Origin of the sequence: Pseudomonas sp. JR33AA, assembly GCF_021378985.1 — a bacterium.
GTDB classification, from domain to species: Bacteria; Pseudomonadota; Gammaproteobacteria; order Pseudomonadales; family Pseudomonadaceae; genus Aquipseudomonas; species Aquipseudomonas alloputida.
Genome location: NZ_JAJSAW010000027.1, coordinates 16353 through 37436 on the forward strand (window position 1 = coordinate 16353; position 21084 = coordinate 37436).

Annotated in this window: 19 protein-coding genes; 4 read left to right on the forward strand and 15 right to left on the reverse strand. The window is 61.3% G+C overall.

Annotated elements, in window-relative coordinates:
• Window positions 1-226 precede the first annotated feature (226 nt).
• Window positions 227-1621 carry an argininosuccinate lyase gene (argH, locus tag LVS58_RS24225; protein WP_233693136.1) on the forward strand — a complete coding sequence of 465 codons (1395 nt, stop codon included), beginning with the start codon at window positions 227-229 and terminating at the stop codon, window positions 1619-1621.
• Window positions 1622-1728: 107 nt separating this feature from the next.
• Here argH and LVS58_RS24230 read toward each other — a convergent pair whose 3' ends face one another.
• Window positions 1729-2391, reverse strand: a complete 663-nt coding sequence (locus tag LVS58_RS24230) for a glutathione S-transferase (RefSeq protein ID WP_233693137.1) — start codon at window positions 2389-2391, stop codon at window positions 1729-1731.
• Window positions 2392-2539: 148 nt separating this feature from the next.
• Between LVS58_RS24230 and LVS58_RS24235 the strand changes: the two genes are divergently transcribed.
• Both LVS58_RS24235 and LVS58_RS24240 read left to right on the forward strand, forming a co-directional pair.
• Entirely contained in the window at window positions 2540-2842 is a 303-nt protein-coding gene (locus LVS58_RS24235) for a hypothetical protein (RefSeq protein WP_233693138.1), read from the forward strand.
• A 69-nt stretch (window positions 2843-2911) separates the two neighbouring features.
• Window positions 2912-3157 carry a TIGR02647 family protein gene (locus tag LVS58_RS24240; RefSeq protein ID WP_233693139.1) on the forward strand — a complete coding sequence of 82 codons (246 nt, stop codon included), beginning with the start codon at window positions 2912-2914 and terminating at the stop codon, window positions 3155-3157.
• Between the two features lie 133 nt (window positions 3158-3290).
• Here the strand turns inward: LVS58_RS24240 and LVS58_RS24245 are convergent, their stop codons facing one another.
• The 8 genes from LVS58_RS24245 to LVS58_RS24280 all read right to left on the reverse strand — a co-directional run bounded on the left by LVS58_RS24245 (window position 3291) and on the right by LVS58_RS24280 (window position 12478).
• A complete protein-coding gene (locus LVS58_RS24245) occupies window positions 3291-5234 on the reverse strand; it encodes a cytochrome c/FTR1 family iron permease (protein WP_233693140.1) in 1944 nt (647 codons plus the stop codon).
• A gap of 279 nt (window positions 5235-5513) precedes the next feature.
• A complete protein-coding gene (locus tag LVS58_RS24250; protein ID WP_233693141.1) occupies window positions 5514-6332 on the reverse strand; it encodes an RHS repeat-associated core domain-containing protein in 819 nt (272 codons plus the stop codon).
• Window positions 6333-6446: 114 nt separating this feature from the next.
• On the reverse strand, window positions 6447-7865 hold the full coding sequence (locus LVS58_RS24255) for an efflux transporter outer membrane subunit (RefSeq protein WP_233693142.1): 1419 nt from the start codon (window positions 7863-7865) through the stop codon (window positions 6447-6449).
• Window positions 7862-8737 (reverse strand): efflux RND transporter periplasmic adaptor subunit, encoded by an 876-nt coding sequence (locus LVS58_RS24260; RefSeq protein WP_003255903.1) that lies wholly within the window; start codon window positions 8735-8737, stop codon window positions 7862-7864. The genes LVS58_RS24255 and LVS58_RS24260 overlap by 4 nt, the downstream gene beginning before the upstream one ends.
• On the reverse strand, window positions 8734-8946 hold the full coding sequence (locus LVS58_RS24265; RefSeq protein ID WP_003255905.1) for a DUF1656 domain-containing protein: 213 nt from the start codon (window positions 8944-8946) through the stop codon (window positions 8734-8736). Before LVS58_RS24265 ends, LVS58_RS24260 begins: the two co-directional genes overlap by 4 nt.
• Window positions 8943-11030: an FUSC family protein gene (locus LVS58_RS24270; RefSeq protein ID WP_233693143.1), complete on the reverse strand. Its 2088-nt coding sequence runs from the start codon at window positions 11028-11030 to the stop codon at window positions 8943-8945. Before LVS58_RS24270 ends, LVS58_RS24265 begins: the two co-directional genes overlap by 4 nt.
• Window positions 11027-11479: a MarR family winged helix-turn-helix transcriptional regulator gene (locus LVS58_RS24275; protein ID WP_233693144.1), complete on the reverse strand. Its 453-nt coding sequence runs from the start codon at window positions 11477-11479 to the stop codon at window positions 11027-11029. Before LVS58_RS24275 ends, LVS58_RS24270 begins: the two co-directional genes overlap by 4 nt.
• 204 nt (window positions 11480-11683) lie before the next feature.
• Complete coding sequence (locus LVS58_RS24280) at window positions 11684-12478, reverse strand: tetratricopeptide repeat protein (RefSeq protein WP_233693145.1); 795 nt, start codon at window positions 12476-12478, stop codon at window positions 11684-11686.
• A 207-nt stretch (window positions 12479-12685) separates the two neighbouring features.
• Here LVS58_RS24280 and LVS58_RS24285 point away from each other — a divergent pair, with 207 nt between their 5' ends.
• Complete coding sequence (locus LVS58_RS24285) at window positions 12686-13246, forward strand: WYL domain-containing protein (protein WP_233693146.1); 561 nt, start codon at window positions 12686-12688, stop codon at window positions 13244-13246.
• A 98-nt stretch (window positions 13247-13344) separates the two neighbouring features.
• On the opposite strand, the gene LVS58_RS24290 is transcribed toward LVS58_RS24285, so the two are convergent.
• The 6 genes from LVS58_RS24290 to LVS58_RS24315 form a co-directional block, all read right to left on the reverse strand.
• Window positions 13345-14208, reverse strand: a complete 864-nt coding sequence (locus tag LVS58_RS24290) for an ABC transporter permease (RefSeq protein ID WP_047603252.1) — start codon at window positions 14206-14208, stop codon at window positions 13345-13347.
• Between the two features lie 14 nt (window positions 14209-14222).
• On the reverse strand, window positions 14223-15086 hold the full coding sequence (locus LVS58_RS24295; protein ID WP_233693147.1) for an ABC transporter ATP-binding protein: 864 nt from the start codon (window positions 15084-15086) through the stop codon (window positions 14223-14225).
• Between the two features lie 6 nt (window positions 15087-15092).
• The gene (locus LVS58_RS24300) at window positions 15093-16112 is read right to left on the reverse strand and encodes an ABC transporter substrate-binding protein (RefSeq protein WP_233693148.1); all 1020 of its coding nucleotides are present in this window, start codon (window positions 16110-16112) and stop codon (window positions 15093-15095) included.
• A 17-nt stretch (window positions 16113-16129) separates the two neighbouring features.
• Window positions 16130-17029: a TauD/TfdA dioxygenase family protein gene (locus LVS58_RS24305; RefSeq protein WP_233693149.1), complete on the reverse strand. Its 900-nt coding sequence runs from the start codon at window positions 17027-17029 to the stop codon at window positions 16130-16132.
• A 198-nt stretch (window positions 17030-17227) separates the two neighbouring features.
• Window positions 17228-17569: a tryptophan synthase subunit beta gene (locus LVS58_RS24310; protein ID WP_233693151.1), complete on the reverse strand. Its 342-nt coding sequence runs from the start codon at window positions 17567-17569 to the stop codon at window positions 17228-17230.
• Window positions 17570-17714: 145 nt separating this feature from the next.
• The coding region (locus LVS58_RS24315; protein WP_233693150.1) for a type I secretion C-terminal target domain-containing protein at window positions 17715-21084 on the reverse strand (3370 nt) is incomplete at its 5' end.

The following is a 21084-nucleotide window of genomic DNA, read 5'->3' on the forward strand; positions in this document are numbered from 1 at the left end:
GTCACGCTCTAGACCGGTGCGATGGCCAAAGATTCACTCGGCCCGGCAGATTCACTGCCAGTCCTTTGTCCAACTGTAGACGGTCCGTGGAACACTGCCGTTCATTCCTTGAAATCCTTCTCTGCGATTTTCCGGGTATTTCTCTCGACCGGCGCCCTGCGGCAACCAGCCCAACCCTGCTATCATCGGCGCCACTTTTTCGTTCACGCCTGCAATGAGTGAATCCATGAGCACCGACAAGACCAATCAGTCCTGGGGCGGCCGCTTCAGTGAGCCCGTCGACGCCTTCGTCGCCCGTTTCACCGCCTCGGTAGATTTCGACAAGCGCCTGTACCGTCACGACATCATGGGTTCGATTGCCCATGCCACCATGCTGGCGCAGGTCGGCGTGCTCAGTGATGCCGAGCGCGACACCATCATCGATGGCCTGAAAACCATCCAGGGCGAGATTGAAGCCGGCAACTTCGACTGGCGTGTCGACCTCGAAGACGTGCACATGAACATCGAAGCACGCCTGACCGACCGCATCGGCATCACCGGCAAGAAGCTGCACACCGGGCGTAGCCGCAACGACCAGGTGGCCACCGACATCCGCCTTTGGCTGCGCGACGAAATCGACCTGATCCTGGGCGAAATCACCCGCCTGCAGCAGGGCCTGCTGGAGCAGGCAGAGCGTGAAGCCGAAACCATCATGCCTGGTTTCACCCACCTGCAGACGGCGCAGCCGGTCACCTTTGGCCACCACCTGCTGGCGTGGTTCGAAATGCTCAGCCGCGACTACGAGCGCCTGGTCGACTGCCGCAAGCGCACCAACCGCATGCCTCTGGGCAGCGCCGCACTGGCCGGCACCACCTACCCCATCGACCGTGAACTGACCTGCAAGCTGCTGGGCTTCGAAGCCGTGGCCGGCAACTCGCTGGATGGCGTGTCGGACCGTGATTTCGCCATCGAATTCTGCGCCGCTGCCAGCGTAGCGATGATGCACCTTTCGCGCTTCTCCGAAGAATTGGTGCTGTGGACCAGCGCGCAGTTCCAGTTCATCGACCTTCCGGACCGCTTCTGCACCGGCAGCTCGATCATGCCGCAGAAGAAGAACCCGGACGTGCCAGAGCTGGTACGTGGCAAGAGCGGCCGCGTATTTGGCGCCCTGACCGGCCTGCTGACCCTGATGAAAGGCCAACCGCTGGCCTACAACAAGGACAACCAGGAGGACAAGGAACCGCTGTTCGACGCCGCCGATACCCTGCGCGACTCGCTGCGTGCCTTTGCTGACATGATCCCGGCGATCAAGCCCAAGCACGCCATCATGCGTGAAGCGGCCCTGCGCGGTTTCTCCACCGCTACCGACCTGGCCGACTACCTGGTTCGCCGTGGCCTGCCATTCCGTGACTGTCACGAGATCGTTGGCCACGCGGTGAAGTATGGTGTGGACACTGGCAAGGACCTGGCCGAGATGAGCCTGGACGAACTGCGCCAATTCAGCGACCAGATCGAGCAGGACGTGTTTGCCGTGCTGACTCTGGAAGGTTCGGTGAATGCGCGTGACCACATTGGTGGTACGGCGCCGGCGCAGGTGCGTGCTGCCGTCGTTCGTGGCAAGGACCTGCTGGCTTCGCGTTGAGGCCTGTTTGCGAGGGCTTCGCCCTCGTTCGCGGGTAAACCCGCTCCTACAAAGGGTTGAGCTGTACCTGTAGGAGCGGGTTTACCCGCGAATGACCAACACAAATCTTAGCGTTTACCGCTGCGGATCATCTCCATGAAGGCCGGCATCGACGCTTCCTTGTCCGCCAAGATCCGCGCCATGTGCGGGTTCTCCCCCATCAGCTGCAGCAACGCCTTGGCCTGCGGGAAGTCCGCCAGGAAGTCGATGTTCAGCACCTTCTTGCCCACCGCGTTGGCCAGGTCGACCGAGAAGCAGAACATCAGGTCTGCCAGCGTCAACTGCTCGCCCGCAACATAGGGCGCAAAGCGCCCGTTGCGCTTGAGCGTGGCAAACCCGGCCAGCAGGTCCGCACGCGCTTTCTCTTTGATCAGCGGTTCGACCGACATGCCAAAGAACGACTCGGCGTAGCAGGTACGCGCCGGCAGCTCGATGTACAGCTCAATTTCCTTGAGCAGCTCACGCACCTTGGCTTGCCCGAACGGGTCGGTCGGCAGCAATGCCTTGCCGCTTTGGGTCTGTTCGATGTAGTCGAGGATCACACTGGTTTCGCTGAGGAAGCCATGTTCGGTTTCAAGCACCGGTACCTTGCCCCGGGGGCTCACTTCCAGCGCCTGTGGCGCCTGGCCGCCATAGAAGGTGACTTCCTCGAAAGGCAGGCCTTTTTCGAGCAAGGCCAGCTTGACCATGTTGTAGTAGTTGCTGACCGAGAATCCATAAAGCTTGAGCATGACGAAACAGCCTCCAGGCCGTAAGGGGTGGGCGTGGCCTTTATAGACTGAACACCTGCTACTGACCAGCGTCATGCACCCCGTCAATGCCCGGGCATTGCCGCCATAGGCATGGCACACTGTTGCATCCCATCCTAGGAGTACCGCGATGAGCGAGCCCACCGACATCGACAATGACGACGACGAAGCCTTCGCCGAGGCAACGCTGACCCAGGCCATCGAAAACCAGATCGAAAGCGGCGAGCCGCCTGCAGCCAAGGCCACTTTCAACAAACTGACGCTGGTCGGCTATGAGCGTGAAGACATTCTGAACCTGATGGCCCATGTGCTGGCCTTCGAGATCGACAACATGCTGGTAGAGGACCGTGCGTTCAACGGCCAGTGGTATGAGAACGCGCTGCGGGCACTGCCGGAGCTGCCGCCTGAGATGGATCAAGGCGACGACGAATAACCCGGCTACACTCGAAGATCAGGCACCGTAGAAAGTGCCGCAATCCTTGTCTGGAAGTCAGGAGTCGCCATGCCTTTTACCCCCGATTTGATCGACGAACTGGAAGTACTCGCGCTGTTCAAACACGACAGCAGCCAGGAAGGCATCAAGATTCACAAGAACGCCTCCCCCGCTCTGGTTGCCGCTGCGCAACGCTTGCATGAAAAGGGGCTGACCGATCAACCTGATGGCGGTTACCTGACCAGCCTGGGTCATGACGCTGTCGAAAGTGTCCAGTTGCTGCAGAACATTCTCAAAGCACCACAACCGGCCTGATCCAGGATCGCAAGGGGCTGCGCTGCAGCCCATCGCCGGCAAGCCAGCTCCCACAGGTACTGCACACGGCTTGAAAACGATGCGTTCGGGGTGGGAGCTGGCTTGCCGGCGATGGGCCGCAGCGCGGCCCCAATCAGTTGGCCGCTACCCTGCGCTTTTCCACCAGCCGTGAGCGCCCGTACAGGAACACGATGGCCAGCAACGCCACCGCTTGCGCCGAAAGCGAATAGGCATCAGCGTGAATCCCCAGCCAGTCGAACTCGAAGAACGCCACCGGCCGCGTGCCTAGCGCCCCGGCCTCCTGCAGGGCCTTCACGCCATGCCCGGCGAACACCACCGACAAGGCACACAGCAGCGCGGCGTTGATGCTGAAGAACAGCGACAGCGGCAGCTTGGCCGAGCCACGCAGGATCACCCAGGCCAATCCCACCAACAGCACCAGCGCCGTGGCACCACCCGCCAGCACCGCCTGGTGCCCCGCTGGGCCGGCCTGCAGCCACAGGGTTTCGTAGAACAGGATCACTTCGAACAGTTCGCGGTAAACCGAGAAGAACGCCAGCACGGCAAAGCCGAAGCGCCCGCCACCACTGACCAGGCTGCTCTTGATGTAGTCCTTCCATGCCGCGGCATGGCGGCGATCGTGCATCCACACGCCAAGCCACAGCACCATCACCGCGGCGAAAAGCGCCGTGCAGCCTTCCAGCAGTTCGCGCTGGGCGCCACCGACGTCGATCACGTAGGCTGCCAGCGCCCAGGTTGCGAAACCAGCCACCAGCGCCAGGCCCCAGCCAATGTTGACGCTGCGCACCGCCGACTGCTGGCCGGTATTGCGCAGGAAGGCCAGGATCGCCGCCAGCACCAGAATGGCCTCCAGGCCTTCGCGCAGCAGGATCAGCAAACCGGATACAAAACTCAACGACCAGCTCAGGCCATCGCTGCCCAGCAGCCTGGAAGCCTGCTCCAGCTTGGCCTTGGCTTCACTCAGGCGTTGTTCGGCCTGGGCCACGGGCAGGCCGTCCTGCAGCGATTGGCGGTAGGCCATCAGCGATTTCTCGGTGTCCTTGCGCGCTTGGGTGTCGATGTTGTCCAGCGAGCTTTCCACCAGTTCGAAGCCTTCCAGGTAGGCTGCCACCGACAGGTCATAGGCCTGGTCGTGGTCACCTGCCCGGTAGGCGGCCAGGCTCTTGTCCAAGGTGCTGGCGGTATATTCGAGCAATTGCGCTGGGCCACGCTTTACCTGCGGCGGCTGGGCGCGCTGGGCGCGGAAGGCCTCCACGGCCGTGGGGCCTTCGCTGGCGGCGACTTCGGCTGGGGTCTGGCGCGCCAGGTCGGCGATATTCCAGGTCTTGTCGCCTTTGCCGGCGTCCGGCTTGGCGGTGAAGCTGGCGATGTAGGCGGCTACGTCCCAGCGCTGGCGATCGTCCAACTGATCGGCAAACGAAGGCATCTCGGTGCCGTCGATGCCCAGCGCCAAGGTGTTGTAAAGATCGAACAGGCTCAACTGGTCGAGGCGCGTGACATCGCGCAGGTTGGCCGGGGCGGGCTGCAGGCCGACGCCTGCCGGGCCATCACCTGCACCGGTTTCGCCGTGGCAGATCGAGCAGTTCTGCGCATACAGCGAAGCACCACGGGTTGGGTCAGGCGTGATGACCGGGGCTTGGCTGACCTCATAGGCCACTGCCAGGCGCGCCCCCAGCTGACGGGCCTGTTTGGCCACCGTTGGGCCGTCCTGACGCTGGTCGATGGCCTGACGCAGTGCCTGAACACCTTGCTCCAGCGCTGCTTGCTCGACATTGGCAGGCAGGCCTTTGACCAACTCGGCCAGTACCGTGCTGAATTCTTGCTGCTCGCGGTATTCGCCATCATCGATCACCTTGCCGGCCTGCACGGTAGGCGGGTAGTCGGCGCCAATGTAGTCGAGCAGGTGCAGGGCCTTGGTGGCCTCGGCAGGGGCTTCGGCCAGGGCCAAAGTGCTACACAGCGCCAGCACCGGGCCGAGCAATATGGCCGGCAGCCAGGCAAGCAGACGGGAACGGGTTTTCATGGCCAGTCTCGAAGGAAATGCGAAAGCGAACATTGTTCACTTCCACTTTGCTTCGCTCAAGGGCGCCGGGCGGATTTCATGAAAAATCTTGCTACAAATCAGATGAAGCGGGAGAGGCTGTCTTGTGTTGCCTGTCAGGGCCTCATCGCCGGCAAGCCAGCTCCCACAGAGTTACTCATCAGCTTTGCAGCAGGGGTCGACCTGCCAGGGCCTCTTCGCTGGCAAGCCAGCACACAGGTAATCACAGAGCTCCAAGGCAGTGGAGTACCTGTGGGAGCTGGCTTGCCGGCGATGGGCCGCACAGCGGAAGCGTCATGTATGCCCACCCACTTGGCGAATGTTTGCCAGCTTGCCCTCGATGGTGAATGTGACACGCTCACTTTTACTCAGGCGAATCTGGTAGAGGCTGGTTTTCTTGTCCAGTTGCTTGTAGTCAGCCGCACCCACCAAACTCGCAGCACTCTTTGGGGACAGGCCAAAGTTGTGAATGGCATTCTGAAAAGTATCGAAAGATCGTTGCTCAGCCTCGGTAAGCCCCGAAGGCTTGAACTGGGCATTCGACTTATCCAGCGTCCATCTGCGATCGCTTCCCGAGGATGCGCTGGAGAATAAAGAGCTTTGCGAACTGTACCAATCGCTTCGTGGCGAACTCCCCGTTGAAGGAGTAGAAGGCGTCAGAGATGCCGAAGAACTGGACGCCCTCGAACTTGATCGAGATTTCGGCGATGTCAGTGCAACTGAAGAGCTTTGGCTCTGGGGAGACAAGGTTAACGAATCAGGCCGTTTTGCCGGCTGCTTCAGCGCTTTTTGAGGGGACCTTACATGCCCGGTAGGATCGCAGTAATTCACCGGGTCACACGACACATAGGCATAGCAATTCCACCCGCCTTCGCCGAACGGGCTCCAACTGTCCGGGCTGCTGAAGCGCATCAGTGCCGTGCTGAACGTGCGGTAGCCAGCGCCCAGCAGATAATATCCTGCCAGCCGGTCGCGGGGCTGACCATTGAAGCCCAGCACCAGGGTTGGCTGGGTGGCATCAAAGCCGTAGGGCGTATAGCTGGACTTCGAACAAGCGTAACCAGCCTGCCTTGCCGTGATGCCATTGAGTAAATTGCATTTAACTTTTGTCATGTTCCACCTGATTGGTTAAGTCAGGCAGAGCATGACGGGCGCTCAAAGGGGCACGTAACTAGTAGAGCTATGGGCTGGTAGGTACCTGTTTTGACGTTTTCAGCCCCACCAACCTCAAGGCTTGGCGGTATCCTTCCACCCGCCACCCAACGCCAGGAACACGCCAATCTGCCCCAACGCCACCTGGCTATTGGCCGCCGCCAACTGCGCACGCATATCGGTATAAGTCCGAGTCGCCTGCAAATCCGCCAGGAACGACTCACGCCCCGCCTGGTAATACCGGTGCGTCTGATCCGCCGCTTCTTTCGCCGACTTCTCCGCCTCGGCCAGCGCATCGCGCCGATCGAGCAAGGCGCTGTATTGCGCCAGGCGGGTCTGGGTCTCGCGAATGGCGTTCAGCACAACCCCATCGAAATGCGCCAAGGCCGCTTGGGTCGAGGCCTCGGCCATACGAATGCGGGCACGGGTGCCGTTGGTGGGGATGGTCCAGCTGATCTGCGGGCCAAAGCCCCAGCGGTTGGTCGCAGGCTCGCCAAGGTTCTCCAGGATACCGATGGTGCCAACCTGGGCGCCAATGCTGATGTCCGGGTACAACGCGCCGGTAGCCACGCCAATATAGGCGGTGGCGGCAGCCAGCTGGCGTTCGGCCTGGCGCACGTCCGGGCGGCGCTTGAGCAGGGCCGCACCATCGCCCACAGGAACCAGCTGGTTCAGGTGCGGCAACTCGGCACAATCGGCGGTACCGGCAGGCAATTGGTCGACCGGCTTGGCCAGCAGCGCGGCCAGGGTGTACATGCCCATCTCGCGTTCGGCCTTGAAGCGTGGCAGTTCGGCACGCAGGGATTTGAACTGGGTCTGCGAGCGGGTGACCTGGGTTTCATCGCCACGCCCAGCATCGCGCAGGCGCTGGTTGAGTTTCACGCTTTGCTCCTGCAAATCGAGGGACTCACGGGCAATGTGGTATTCCTCGTTGGCCGAGCACACCTGGGTATAAGCCTTGACCACGTCCGCCACAAGCGTGATGCGGGCAGTGTCGGCAGCGGCCTGCACCGCGTCGGCATTTGCCTTGGCAGCCTCGGTACCTCGCTTGAAGGTGCCCCACAGGTCGAACTGGTACGAGGCACTGATGATCGCCTCACCGATGTTGGCTACCGGCACCTTCTCAGGCTGCAGGAAGGCTTCGCCCGACTCCTGCAACCGCTGAGCGCCGAGCTTGACGCCACCGTTGAAGCCGCCTTGCGATTCAGCCACCTCCACCTGGGCGCGAGCTTTGGCGATGTTGGCCGCCGCCACGCGCAATTCGGTGTTGGCACTCAGCGCCTGGCGCACCAGTTCATTCAGCCGCTGATCCTGATACAGCTGCCACCAGTCCTCGGGGACCGGCGCCGACACGACGCTATCGGCATCCTGGCGCAGCGGGCCGTTCAGGTCATTGCGTTGCACGGCCGCATCCCCAGGCACCTCATAGTCGGGGCCCACCATCATGCAGGCCCCCAGCGACAGGCACAGGCCAGCCAGGATCAGCTGTTTCATGGGCGCTGGCCCTCGATGATCGACACCGTGGCAGTACGACCGGCGATCATGCGGAAATCTTGCGGCACTTCGTCAAAGGCGATGCGCACCGGAATGCGCTGGGCCAGGCGCACCCAACTGAACGCCGGGTTGACGTTAGGCAGCAGGTTGGCGCCACTGCTGCGGTCGCGGTCTTCGATGCCAGCGGCAAAGCTCTGCACATGGCCGCGCAGGCGGGTATTGTCGCCCATCACACGGATGTCCACGGCATCGCCGATGTGTATACCGCCAAGCTTGGTTTCCTCGAAGTAGCCATCGACATGGTACGAGGCGCTATCGACCACGGACAGCACCGGGCGGCCGGCGGTGACGAACTCGTGGTTACGCGGCGCGCGGTCGTTGAGGTAGCCGTCTACCGGGCTGCGCACCACCGAGCGGTCAAGGTTGAGCTGGGCAGTATCGACAGCCACTTGCGCCTCGCTGACAGCCGAACGGGCGCGGGCCTCGCGGGACTGGCTTTCTTCCAATTGCTCGGCGGCCACCAGGTTGCCCAACTTGCGGTTACGCTGCGCTTCGCGGGAAGCCTGGGCGAGGGTTTCCTGGCGCTCGCCCAGGGTTGCCTTGGCTTGACGCAGGGCCAGAGTGAAGCGGTCCTGGTCGATGGTGAACAGCACGTCGCCGCGTTTGACGGTCTGGTTGTCGCGCACCTCGACCTTCTGGATCAAACCCGACACATCGGGGGCGATCTGGATCACGTCGGCGCGTATGTGGCCGTCACGGGTCCAGGGGGCAAACATGTAGTAGACCACCATCTGCCACACGAGCACGGCGGCGAAGGTCACTACCAGCAAGGTCAGGACCACACGGCCCAAGGTCAGCATCGGTTTTTTCATGGCAGCATCAGGTTTCGGCAAAAGTGGTCCACCGCACCAAGCAGCACGGCATACAGAGCAACGTTGAACAACGCCCGGTGCCAGACCAGGCGGTAGAAATGCAGGCGCACCAGCACCGCGTGCACCCCAAGAAACAGCAGGTAGGTGCCAAACATCATCACCAGCAGCGTGGGCAGGAACACCCCGCTGATATCCAGTTCACCAATCACAGGGGTGCTCCGTCGAGGCCGGGGGGCAGTTGCGGTTGTTCAGCTGGCTCGAGCATCACCTCCACACCCGGCAACAGCGCCAGGCGCAGGCCGCTCAGGGCATGCAGCAGGTGGGTGCGGGCATCGCCGCGCTCGTTCAGCTCGTCCAGGTTCAGCGCCAGGCGAGCGCGTTCCATGTTGCGCAACAGTGCGGCCGGGGCATGCAGGCGTTCGCCAGCACGCAGGCAGGCGGCGTAATGCGCGCCGACTTCCTCGACCACCGTGTTCAGGCGCACGCGAGCCTGCTGGCCGGCGCGGGGCATGTACGCCAGCAGGTCGAGCAGGTTCAACCCCACGCGCAGGTCGCGCAGCGCTACACCACTGTCCTGTCCGGTTTGCGACAGACGTGGTAGGTGCTGCATCAGGCGGTCGAGCATCTGTACGCCAACCTGGCGGTGTTCGGCCAAGGTCGCAGGCTCAGTCATTTCGACGATGTCGCGCCAGGCGAAGCGGGTCATGCGCTTGGCCGCCAATTCCACGCCGAACGGGCGCATCACCAGTGTCCAGATAAAGGCGAACAGAAGGCCCGCAGGGCCGGCAAGGTTGGAGTTGAGGAAGGTGAAGAAGTCGGCGTCGTAGGTGCCCTGGATGCTGATGAAGGTCGACGTGTTGACGATGGTCAGCAAGGTGCCCAGGTAGAAGCGCGGCTGTACGGTTAGGGTGCCTATGCAGATGAACGGAACAGCAAAGGCCAGCACCAGCATCGGGAAGTCGTGCAGGTTGGGCAGTACCAAAAACAGGTACAGACTGGAGAAGATGACCGACATCAGCGTCCAGAAAAAGAACCGGTAGATCTGCGGTGCCGGGTCGTCCATGGCGGCGAAGAAGCTACACGCAACTGCCGCGAGGATTACCGCACTGGCGCCGTCGTTCCAGCCCAGGCCGATCCACAGGCCGCAGGCGACCACAATCGCCATGACCGTGGAGGCTACCGAGTACAGCATCAGGCCACGATCGAAAAACGCTGTCAGGCGGCCCAGCCGCCAGTGGCGATACACCGCACGCCAGGGCTTGGCATCATCGGTACGCAGGGCGTGCTGCAGGGTGCAGCAGTCCTGCCACAGGTCGGCCCATTCGGTCAGGCGGTACAGGGCGTTGGACAACAGCAGCTCGGCGCGCTGGTCGAGGGCGGCTGTAGCGGGCTGCAAGCGGGCGATCTGCTCGTGCAACGTTGCCCAGTGCGCTACCGAAGCGCTGTCGGCAGTGCCTTTGAGCCATTCACGAGCGGCTTCAAGCACGGGTTGAAGCTGGGCGAACTGGGCCGGGGCGCGGCCTTCCAGGGCTACCAGTGCATCGTCGAGGGCGTCGATCACCGGCAGCAGGTGGATCATCCGCCCGCGCAATTCGCGGGCGTTCTTCAGGGTATGCGGGCCTGCACCTTCGTGGGCGAGCTGACCGATCATCAGCTCCAGCGAGTTGAAGGTGGTGACCATCACCCCGCGCATACCGCCGAGCTTGTCGGCACTGGCATCGCGGGCCAGGTAGGTGTCGCTGTAGCGAATCGCCTCGGTGAACCAGTTTCCGGTGGCACCGACTACCACCGGCGCCAGCCGGCGTGGCCAGAAGATCGCCCCGACGACTGCCGCGCAGACAATGCCCAAACAGATTTCCTGCGCGCGAGAAGAGGCCACATCGAACACTGCCAGCGGATTATCTACCACGGCCAGGGCAATCATCGGCAGGGTATAACCGGCCAGCATCAGCACGTAGTTGTTGGCCGTGCGCAAGTTCAGCGAAAGGAACAGCAAGGTGCCGGTCCACAGGGCGATGGCGATGCTCAGCAGCAACGGTGACTGCACCAGCGGCGGCACCAGGAAGATTGCCCCGCCAGCGCCGAGCAAGGTGCCGAGGGCACGGTACAACGCCTTGGAGCTGGTCGGGCCGACGAACGGGCTGGAGACGATGTACACCGTAGCCATGGCCCAGTAGGGACGCGGCAGTTGCAGGAGCAACGCAATGTACAGGGCAATCATGGACGCGCCGAAGGTGCGCACACCGTAGAACCAGTCACGGGCCGGAGGGACGGAGCTGAAGAAGCCGTTCATGCCACCCCGCCTGTGCTGCCCAGACCCGCAGCCTCGAAGGCACGAAGCACACGCAACGCAGCTTCCAGGTCGGCCTGATCGATAGCGCCGAGCACATCGCCGCGCAAGCGCACCAGTTCGGCTTCGATGGCTTCGGCCAGGGCGCGGCCTTCGGCAGTCAGGCTCAATGCCTTGGCGCGGCGATCCAATGGATCCTCGCTGCGGCACACCAAGCCAGCTTTGCACAGTTGGTCAAGCAGGCGTACCAACGACGGGCTTTCCAGGCCGGCGGCCTGGGCCACAGCCACCTGGTGCACGCCGTCGCCCAAGCGCACGATCATCAGCAGCGGCGCAGCGCAGGCTTCTGAAATGCCGTAACCGGTCAAAGCGGTATGACAGATGCGCCGCCAGTGGCGGGCGGCAACTACCAGGCCACTGCTGACTTGCAGGCGCAGGAAATCAAGGGACATTAAGAGAACCAAGTATATTCATAGTTTGCTAACTATCAATATACGCCCCAACATCCCCCTGTCGTCAACAGGGGCGACGGATAGCCTGGGTTAAATGTTGTTCATTTTTCAGCCAATGCTGGCATGCTTCGCGGGTACTCCCTACAGGTGCTGCACCGGGTTTCGGGATCTACGCGATCCCTTTGCAGCACTGGAGAGAAATACTCACGGCTGGATCTGGTCTTCCAGCTTCATGGTCAAGGCCAATGTGCTGCCCATCTGCACCGCCCGGTCCCGCCACTCCTGATACCGCGCCGCATCGCGGCTGCTGAAATGCACCGCCAGCTCCTCTGCCGCTTGCACCACCCCCGCCGCTGCCGCCAGCTCAAGCCAGTACAGCGCTGCCTTGAGGTTGGCCTCTACGTGCAGCCCATGCATCAACCGGTAGCCCACTTCAAAACGACAACGTGCCTCGCCTTGTTCGGCTCCGCGCATGAACCACTGGTAGGCCTGCACCAGGTCAACCTGCCACTCCAGGTCACCGTCGCACACCTCCTCCTCATACAGGTCACCCAGTGCGGCGGCGGCATGCAGCATGCCGCGGTCGAAGGCCTGCCGGTAACACTCCGCCGCCTGCACATAGGAAGGGTCGATGCCTTTGCCGAAATAGTGCTGCTGGCCAAGGTTGAACCAGGCAGCAGCATTGCCCAGCAGTGCAGCCATGCGCAACAGGTGCCCGGCCAGCACGGTATCGGCCCGCCAGTACTTGCCGTTGAGCCAGATCCAACCGAGGTCGTTCAATGCTGACACGCTGCCTTGCAATGCCTGGCGGCGCAGGTCGGCATACACCGCCTGCAGGTCGTTGGCCTCATCCAGGCGGTTGACCAGCAGCGACCGCTGGCTGGGCAAGCCCACACCGGAGAACAGCCGCTGTCGCCTTCCTGCAGGAGCCGGAGGGGCGATGACCCGCTCGGGCAGAAGGCGGGCAAGTAGCGAATGGATATTGCTGGCAACAGACATGTTCATCCTCATTGAACGACGCACAACCCCAACCTTCGGCTGTGATGAGGCGTGATTCTGCGCGATGTCACGTCAAAACCTGTCGCGAACGAACCGGCTCGAGGCAACCAAATGCGACTTCCTTGATCTGAGCAGGCTGTGGCCAATTGCCATGCCCCTCGCATGCCGCCATCCTATTGCGGCAAGCCTAGACAAGGACGTTATCTTTTGCCGTTCGCCACCACTCGCGCCACCCTTAGCCGACAGTGGGCGCTGCTGCGCCAGTTGCCCAGCCGTTCCCCAGGCATAACCAGCGCCGAGCTGGTCTGGCGCCTGCGCGACGTGGGCTTCACGGTCAGCAAACGCACTGTCGAGCGTGACCTTAACGAGCTTTCGCTGATATTCCCGCTGGAGCGCAATGACAAGAGCATTCCGTTCGGTTGGCACTGGTCGGCCAGTGCCGTGGGCGAATTGCGCGGCAATTTCGACTTGCTGACACACCTGCGAGGGGATGCGTTGCAGCCATCGCAGGGTGAGGGCGTGGAGTTGGTAGCGCGAATCAGCGATGCACTGGCGCGGCAGCTGCGGGAGGCGCCGTTGAGCAGCGACATGCAGCTGACGGCACTGGAGCATGGGCATCGGTTACGCAGCACGGTAAGTGACGGCTGGCCATTACGCTGGTGGCTGTTGAGCCATGGGGACGGGGTGGTGGTAGAGCAGCCTGCCGGCTTGCGAGAAGAGATTGGCAGAATTCTGAGCAATGCGGCAGCTCAGTACCAGAATGTGTAGCCAGTACGGGAGCTTTCGCGCCTCTTTCAAGGACGAAGACCCGCAGCCGCGGGTTCTAGCGTCAATCTGCCGCGAAAAGGCCGGTACTGGCTAATCTGCTAGCGCTGCATCCCCCATCGCCGCACAGTCAACCGCTCCAGCGTATTGAACACCAGCCCTTCCACCAGCAGGCCGATCAGGATCACCACCGCCAACCCGGCAAAGACCTTGTCGGTATACAGTTCGTTGCGGTTCTGGAAGATGTACCAACCCAACCCGCCTTTGCCACTGCTGGCACCAAACACCAATTCAGCGGCGATCAGGGTACGCCAGGCAAACGCCCAGCCGATCTTCAACCCCGACAAGATCGAAGGCAGGGCCGCAGGCACGAGGATGTGCAATACCAGGCGCAGGCCCTTCAGACCATAGTTGCGGCCAGCCATGCGCAGCGTCTCCGACACACCGAGGAAGCCGGCATAAGTATTCAGCGCCAACGCCCACAGCACCGAATGCACCAGCACGAAGATCAGGCTGTTGTCACCCAGCCCGAACCACAGCAAGGCCAGCGGCAGCAGGGCAATGGCGGGCAACGGGTTGAACATTGAGGTCAGCGTGCCGAGTAAGTCTCGACCCAATTGGGTCGACACCGCCAGACTGGTCAGGCCGAAGGCCAGGACGATACCCAGCACATAGCCTTTGAGCAGTATTACCAGGGAAACCCCCACCTTGGCGGGCAGTTCGCCACTGATCATGCCGTCCCATAGCGCCGCGGCGGTTTGCAGAAAGCTTGGCAGCAGCAGGTCATTGTCCTGGTAGCGGGCAACGGCTTCCCATAGCACAGCGATCACCAGCAATATGACCGCCTTTCTCAACCAGCCTTGCTGCCACAGACGTTGGGCCAAGGGGAGTTGTCGTTCTACAGGCACACTGAGCAGGGGCTCCAGCTGCACCTCGTATTCCTGGCGTACAGGTGTAGTGGTCATGGCTGAGGCTCCTGTCAGTAGGCGATACGAATATCGTTGAACCCAAGGTTGTCAGGCTGTTCCGGGATATCGGCTTCATCGAACAGCAAACGGTGGATACGCCGGGCACTGGCCTGGAAGTCGCTGCCACCCAGGCTGCCCAAGCCGTATTGATGGCTGTGTACTTCGGCGCGCACCCGCCCCGGGTGGGGCGACAACAACAGGATGCGGTTGCCAACCACCAGCGCTTCTTCGATGGAATGGGTGACGAACAACAGGGTGAACCGCACTTCCTCCCACAGCAGCAACAGCTCTTCCTGCATCTTGCGCCGGGTCAGCGCATCCAGGGCGGCGAACGGCTCATCCATCAACAGGATCTTGGGCTGGGTGGCCAAGGCCCGGGCAATTGCCACACGTGCCTTCATACCACCGGACAACGTGTGTGGATAAGCATCGGCAAAGGCGGCCAGACCGACCTTCTCCAGATAATGCAGCGCCCGTTCCTCCGCGTCCGCACGTTTGAGTTGGCCAGACACCAGCAGCGGAAATATGACGTTCTGCTTCACCGTTTTCCACGGCGGCAACTGGTCAAACTCCTGGAACACCACGATGCGGTCGGAGCCTGGGCCGCGGACCGCCTTGCCCTGCAGCAGAATCTGGCCTTCTTGCGGCGGGATAAAACCGGCCACGGCTTTGAGCAGGGTGGACTTGCCACAGCCGGAGGGGCCGAGCAGTACAAAACGATCCGAGCGATCGACTTCGAAGCTGACCTGATGGGTGGCCCGCACCACGCGTTGCGCGGTGCGGTATTCGAGGCTGAGGTTATCCACCTTGAGCAAAGGCGGCGTTGCAACACGGCTCAGGTTGCTGGCCGTGTGGCCTGGCAATGGGGCGGTCATGATCGGTCAGCTCCCCTGCAGCGGGCGTTCATCCTGGAAGAAATAGTCCTTCCACGATTCCGGCTTGTGCTTGATGGCGCCTACCCGATAGAGGAAATCGGCCAGCTTGTAGGTGTTCTTGGGCGTGACGGTGAATTCGTACTGCGGGTTGTCGATCAGCTTGATCAGCGCGTCGCGGTCGATCTTGGCCTTGGTTACGCGGATATAGGTGTCGGCGGCAGCTGCCTTGTCTTTCTGAGCGAAATCTGCGGCTTCGCTCAGGGCGTCGACGAAGGCCTTGTAGGTCTTGGGGTTGTCCTTGCGGAACTTCTCGGTGGCAAACAGCAAGGTCGGCGAGTTGGGGCCGAGCAGGTCGTAGCTGTTAAGCACAACGTGCACGTCCTTGTTGGCCAGCACCTGGTCCTGGAACGGCGGGTTGGAGAAATGCCCGTTCAGCTCGGTGCCGCCCGCCAACAGTGCGGCGGTGGCGTCCGGGTGCGGCACGGCCAAGGTGTATTTGTCGAGGCGGTTGTATTCCTTGTCGCCCCACTGCTGGGCAGCGGCGTACTGCAGGAAACGCGACTGCACCGAAACACCCACCGCCGGAACGGCGATACGGTCTTTGTCGGAGATGTCGGCGATGGTCTTCACGTTGGGGTTACTGCTGACCAGGTAGTACGGGAAGTTGCCCAGCGAAGCCACGGCCTTCACGTTCTGCCGACCCTTGGTGCGGTCCCAGACGGTCAACAGCGGCCCGACACCCGCGCCGGCGATGTCCACCGAACCGGACAACAGTGCGTCGTTGATGGCCGAGCCACCCGACAGCTGCGCCCAATCGACTTCGATGTCGATGCCCTGCTCCTTGCCGTGTTTCTCAATCAGGTGCTGGTCACGCACCACATTCAACAGCAGGTAGACGATGCCGAATTGTTCTGCAATACGGATCTTGCCTTCGGCCTGGGCCACGGCCGGGGCAGCCAGGCTGCCGACGACCAGGCTTGCGCCCAGGCCGATGCTTGCCGCCAGGCGGCTGATGGATTTGCGCATGATGGTTTCCTCAGTCGTCAGAACGGGGCATCGCCCTGGATGGTGGTGCGGTATAGCTTGCGCCGCAGGTGCGCGGGGCAGCCGGTGGCCAGGTGGATCAGCGAGCGGTTGTCCCAGAACACCAGGTCATGGGGCTGCCAATGGTGGCGGTAGATGTTCTGCTCCAGCACGCTCAGGGCATACAGCTGTTGCAGCACGTCGCGGCTTTCATCATCAGGCAGGCCGACAATGCGGGTGGTGAAGCCTTCACTGACGAACAGGGCCTTGCGGCCGTTTTCCGGGTGGGTGCGGACTACCGGGTGAATGACCTCCTTTACCTGCGCCAGTTGCTCGGCAGTCAGGGTCGGGCGCCAGTTGCCTTCGAATCTGGTTTCAGCGTAACGGGCGGTATAGGAGTGAGCGGCACTGCGGCCCTCGACCACTTTGCGCAGGGTGTCAGGTACAGCGTCCCAGGCTTTATGCATGTCGGCGAACAGGGTGTCACCGCCTTCACTGGGCAGTTCCTGGGCATGCAGCATGGAACCGAGGCTTGGCAGCGCTTTGTACGACAGATCCGAATGCCAGAACTTGCCGGCATCACCCAGGCCGATGTTCTGGCCATTTTCGATGATGTTGGAAACGATCAGGATTTCGGGGTGGTCTGGCAGCAGGAATTGCTTGAGCACATGGATCTGTAACTCACCGAAGCGGCGGCTGAAGGCGATCTGCTGTTCCGGGCTGATACGCTGGTCGCGGAACACCAGCACATGGTGGTCGAGGTGGGCGCGATGGATACGGGTGAAATCCTCGGCGCTGACCGGTTTGGCCAGGTCCAGGCCGATGACCTCGGCGCCGACGGCGCCCGAGAAGGGGCGAACTTCAAAAACTTGCGGCTGGCCGCTGTCGATAGACGACAAGGCGTTCAAGGCGGCTGACATTTTTCACTCCCACGCAATGCGCGACTTCAATGGCGCGCAACGATCAGAAACGCACGGGGATTTCCCGTGTGGGTTCAAGTCGTGCGGCGCATCGATTGGTCGACGGGTACGCAGTGAAAGCGACTATAAAGTCATAAGGCCAATATTTTAAATACCTTTAAGGAATAACAATATCACTGTCGCGGGAGCGTCCTGCTGTCAGATCAGCCCGCCCTGCTCTTCTTCGTCAATCAGGTTGTTAAGGCTGCTGAGCGCCTTGCGCGCCGTGGAACGGTTGAGCAGCTTGGCCTGCGCGCCGGCGGGCAGGTCGGTGATCTTGAACACGCCCTTGGCGGTCAGCACGTCGATCAGGTCCTCGAGCACACGGATCATGTCCAGGTCGCTTTGCTTCAGCTGGTTGAGGCTGTTTTCCACGACGTCATCGGCAAACCATTCCTGGATATCGGCATGGTCTGAAGGGAGCATTTCAGTGAACTGATCAAACGCGGCTGCTTCCACCCGCACCAACTGGCCGGCGGCGTTGCGTTGCACGTAGAACATGGCGATGTCCCTCGTCACGTTGGTTCCTTGTTGGTAGACAGCAGCATAGGCAAAGATCGTCGGGCGCGTAGGCCCGGCGCCAGAGTATGCGCTGTTGGCAGGTGGCAGGAAAGAGCCGGGGCCGCTATGCGGCCCCGGTGGTCTGTCAGCTGTCCTTGTTATGGATGATGATGGTTGGGTCGGCACCGCTGATCAACGAGTTGATCGTGGTGTTGGACCAGTTCACCCCTTCCAGCTTGATGGTCACGTCGGCGTTGGCGATACCACCTTCGGCGTTGAGCTTGCCTTCGCTGCTGACTTGCAACGTGGTCGTACCCTCCACCGTGGTGAGCTTCAGGTAGTTGTCGATGGTGCTGCCCTTCTCGCCCTGCAGCAGATCCTTCAGGTCGATACGGTCACCCTCGGCCTTGTTGAAGTCCTTGATCACGTCGTTACCGATGTCGCCAGCCTTCCATACGAAGGTGTCGGCACCGCTGCCACCGATCAGGATATCGTTGCCCTGGCCACCGATCAGGGTGTCATTGCCGGTACCGCCCAGCAGGATGTCGTTACCTTTGCCACCATCGAGCGTGTCGCTGCCACCTTGGCCGAAGAGGATGTCATTGCCATTGCCGCCCGACAGGATGTCGTTGCCGTCTTTGGCACCAGAGATATCGAACTCGGTGTAGTGCTCGGTGATGTACTGGTGAACATTGCTGGTTGTGACAGCACTGACTTCAACACCGCTCTTCTGTGCAACGTACGTCTGCAGGGCCTGGTAGCCCTCGCTGACGACACCGTTGAGGGTGATCAGGTCACCGAAGATGATGTCGTTGCCGTTACCACTATCGATGGTGTCGGCACCTGGCACCGTGGCTTCGGAGTGACCGAGAATCGCCTTGGCCAAATCGGACGGGTCGATATCGGTCTGTGGCTTGCCGGCACTGTCGTAAGGTTTCAGATCGTTCAGCGTGACGTCGCTGTTCAGGCCGATAGCCTGGACTTTGCTCAAGCCATTGGTGCCGCCCAATACGGCGAAACTCTCGGTGGAACCTGCGGCCGAGTAGACGTAGTTCCAGTAATCCGCGTAGCCGGTACCGTCCAGGCTGGAGAGTTCATAGGTACCATCACCTTGTGCGTGAAGGGTGCCGACCGTCTTGGTGGTGTCAAGCACCAACTCACCTCGGCGGTTTTCGGTATAGGTGAGCAACTTGACCACACCATTGCTGCTGATCTCGACCTTGTGGGTCGCGTCGGCCCAGGCGCTGAACGTGTCACCCATCTTGTAATTGTTGACGTTGACTACATCATCCAGGCTCTTGCCATTCTTCCACAGGCTAGGGTTGGTGGACTCACCGCTCTGATAATAGGTTGGCTTACCGTCGGTAATGAAGTAAGTCAGGTTCTCCGCACCTTTGTTGCTGGTGGCCATGGTGCTGTTGAAGAAGTTGGACGTGGTCTTGAACGCGTCTTCATAGTTGGTACCGCCACCGTAGTAGCCGCCCACCATCGAATTCAATACCGCTTGCAACTTGCTCAACGCATCCGGGTCGGCAAGGTTCACTGCGACGTTCTTGTTTACCTGGGTATCGAAGTCGACCAGGAATATGTTCACGGTACCCGAGGTGTCCGAGCCCAGGCTGGCCTTGAGCGTGTTGAATACCGAGGCCAACTGCGTCTTGGCGTCGGCGATCGACTTGTCGCTCATACTGCCCGAGCTGTCGACCATGAAGGCGATGTTGTAGTTCTTGCCCTGAACCACGTTCAGCCCGGATACGTCAGCGACGATGATGTCGTTGCCTTCACCACCGGTCATCGTGTCATTGCCCGAGGTACCCACACTGGCCTTGTAGGTCGCAGCGTACACCGTCACCGGGATATTGCCGGTGGTGATGGCCGAGCCGCCCAGGCTTTCGGTGGCAGTCGAGGTAACCGTGATGTCGAACGACCCTTTGTAATAGGCCGGCGGGGTCAGCGTTAGGCTGCTGAGTTTCCAGCCTGTCACATCGACCGGGGCAGTACCCACCGTGACCGTATGGCCTGCACCATCGCTCAACACGGTACCTTTCGGAATACCGCTGAGTGTCACGTTCAGGCTTTCGGAGCCATCGGTGTCGGTCAGGGCGGTGGAAATACCGACCAGTTTCACCGAGCCACCCTCAGGCCCTTCGTTGAGCTTGTAGCCGTCGTAGTAGCTCTGACCATTCACGGTGTGCAGGTCGGACACGCCCAGACCAGCGTTCGCCATCTCGGTGACGTTCTGGTACATCTTGACGTTCGAGCTGCTCAGGTCGGTAACGGCACCGGAGCCTACCTGGATGTTCAGGTCATAGCTGCCTGGACCGGACTGGTTGGCATGGTAGACCTCAATTGGGTAGTAGCCGCTGGTATTCGGGGTAAAGGTACCCGAAACCCCGCCACCGGCTCCCCAGGTGGCCGTGACTACAGTCTTGCCACCGATGGTGACCACAAAGCTGTCGTCGGCCGAACCACTGAAGGTATAGACCTTGCCGGCTTCCAGGTAGATCAGGCCCGACGTTTTCGAACCCGTGCCAGCGGTGACGCTGCCATCGGACTGCACGTTGGTAGTGGTGCTGCTGGAGTTGGCGCTGCCGGAGTTGGCAAAGACCGTCTTCAGGTCCTCGCCGGTAATGCCGTTGCCGCCAGTACCCAGGCCTTTGAGGCTGGTCCAGACTTCCTTGGTCAGCCCTTTGGACTCGATATCGGCGCTGCCGAAGCTCAGGGTCGGTTTGTCGGCAACCGGGCTGATGTCGACCTTCATGGTCACTTCGCTGCCCAGGTTGGCGCCATCGTTCGGCTTGAACTTGAACTGGGCGTAGTCAGCCTTCTGGTTACCCACGCCATTACCACCGTAGTTGTCCGCACCCGACTGGTTGAGGGCTGGGACGAACTTCAGGTTCTTGGCAGTGATATCAGCCTGGCTGACCACCTGGCCAACGGCCACATTCACCCACGCAGTACCGTTGAAGAACTGCAAGTTGCCGGCGACCGGGAGCGAGGTAATGGTCACGGACAGGTCAGTGTTGCCATCGGCATCAGTGACTTTGAAATCACCCCAGGCAAACACGTAATCGGTGTCTTCCACGCCAAATACCGCGCCGCCAGGCGAAACCGGCAGGTGGTCATTGTCGAGAATGGTGGTCGTTACGCTCGATTTGCTGCTATCGACCTGCAGGTTCTCGAAGTTACCACCCGTGGCGGTTTCGATCTTCACGACGAAGTTCTCGGTACCTTCAACCAGCTTGTCATCGATGGTAGCGATGTTGAACGTCGTGCCTGTGCTGTTGGCCGGAATCTTCACGGTTGCAACACCGGTGAAGTCTTCACCGTTTTTGGCGGTGCCGCTGTAGCTGAGGGTGATAGTGACTTCGGACTTGGACGCGTTGCTCAGGGACAGCGTGTACTGGCCGGTTGCACCCTCGGTCAGCGAAGTCGTGCCTGTAATACCGACGGTGGTGACGTCGCCCTGGTTGCCGGTGCCCGGAATCCCGGTACCTGGCTCGTCGGTGACGGTA

Bases quoted from the DNA above. Each gene is read 5' to 3' on its own strand.
- argH (WP_233693136.1), top strand. From the start codon at position 227: ATGAGCACCGACAAGACCAATCAGTCCTGGGGCGGCCGCTTCAGTGAG.
- LVS58_RS24230 (WP_233693137.1), bottom strand. From the start codon at position 2,391: ATGCTCAAGCTTTATGGATTCTCGGTCAGCAACTACTACAACATGGTC.
- LVS58_RS24235 (WP_233693138.1), top strand. From the start codon at position 2,540: ATGAGCGAGCCCACCGACATCGACAATGACGACGACGAAGCCTTCGCC.
- LVS58_RS24240 (WP_233693139.1), top strand. From the start codon at position 2,912: ATGCCTTTTACCCCCGATTTGATCGACGAACTGGAAGTACTCGCGCTG.
- LVS58_RS24245 (WP_233693140.1), bottom strand. From the start codon at position 5,234: ATGTTCGCTTTCGCATTTCCTTCGAGACTGGCCATGAAAACCCGTTCC.
- LVS58_RS24250 (WP_233693141.1), bottom strand. From the start codon at position 6,332: ATGACAAAAGTTAAATGCAATTTACTCAATGGCATCACGGCAAGGCAG.
- LVS58_RS24255 (WP_233693142.1), bottom strand. From the start codon at position 7,865: ATGAAACAGCTGATCCTGGCTGGCCTGTGCCTGTCGCTGGGGGCCTGC.
- LVS58_RS24260 (WP_003255903.1), bottom strand. From the start codon at position 8,737: ATGAAAAAACCGATGCTGACCTTGGGCCGTGTGGTCCTGACCTTGCTG.
- LVS58_RS24270 (WP_233693143.1), bottom strand. From the start codon at position 11,030: ATGAACGGCTTCTTCAGCTCCGTCCCTCCGGCCCGTGACTGGTTCTAC.
- LVS58_RS24275 (WP_233693144.1), bottom strand. From the start codon at position 11,479: ATGTCCCTTGATTTCCTGCGCCTGCAAGTCAGCAGTGGCCTGGTAGTT.
- LVS58_RS24280 (WP_233693145.1), bottom strand. From the start codon at position 12,478: ATGTCTGTTGCCAGCAATATCCATTCGCTACTTGCCCGCCTTCTGCCC.
- LVS58_RS24290 (WP_047603252.1), bottom strand. From the start codon at position 14,208: ATGACCACTACACCTGTACGCCAGGAATACGAGGTGCAGCTGGAGCCC.
- LVS58_RS24295 (WP_233693147.1), bottom strand. From the start codon at position 15,086: ATGACCGCCCCATTGCCAGGCCACACGGCCAGCAACCTGAGCCGTGTT.
- LVS58_RS24300 (WP_233693148.1), bottom strand. From the start codon at position 16,112: ATGCGCAAATCCATCAGCCGCCTGGCGGCAAGCATCGGCCTGGGCGCA.
- LVS58_RS24305 (WP_233693149.1), bottom strand. From the start codon at position 17,029: ATGTCAGCCGCCTTGAACGCCTTGTCGTCTATCGACAGCGGCCAGCCG.
- LVS58_RS24310 (WP_233693151.1), bottom strand. From the start codon at position 17,569: ATGTTCTACGTGCAACGCAACGCCGCCGGCCAGTTGGTGCGGGTGGAA.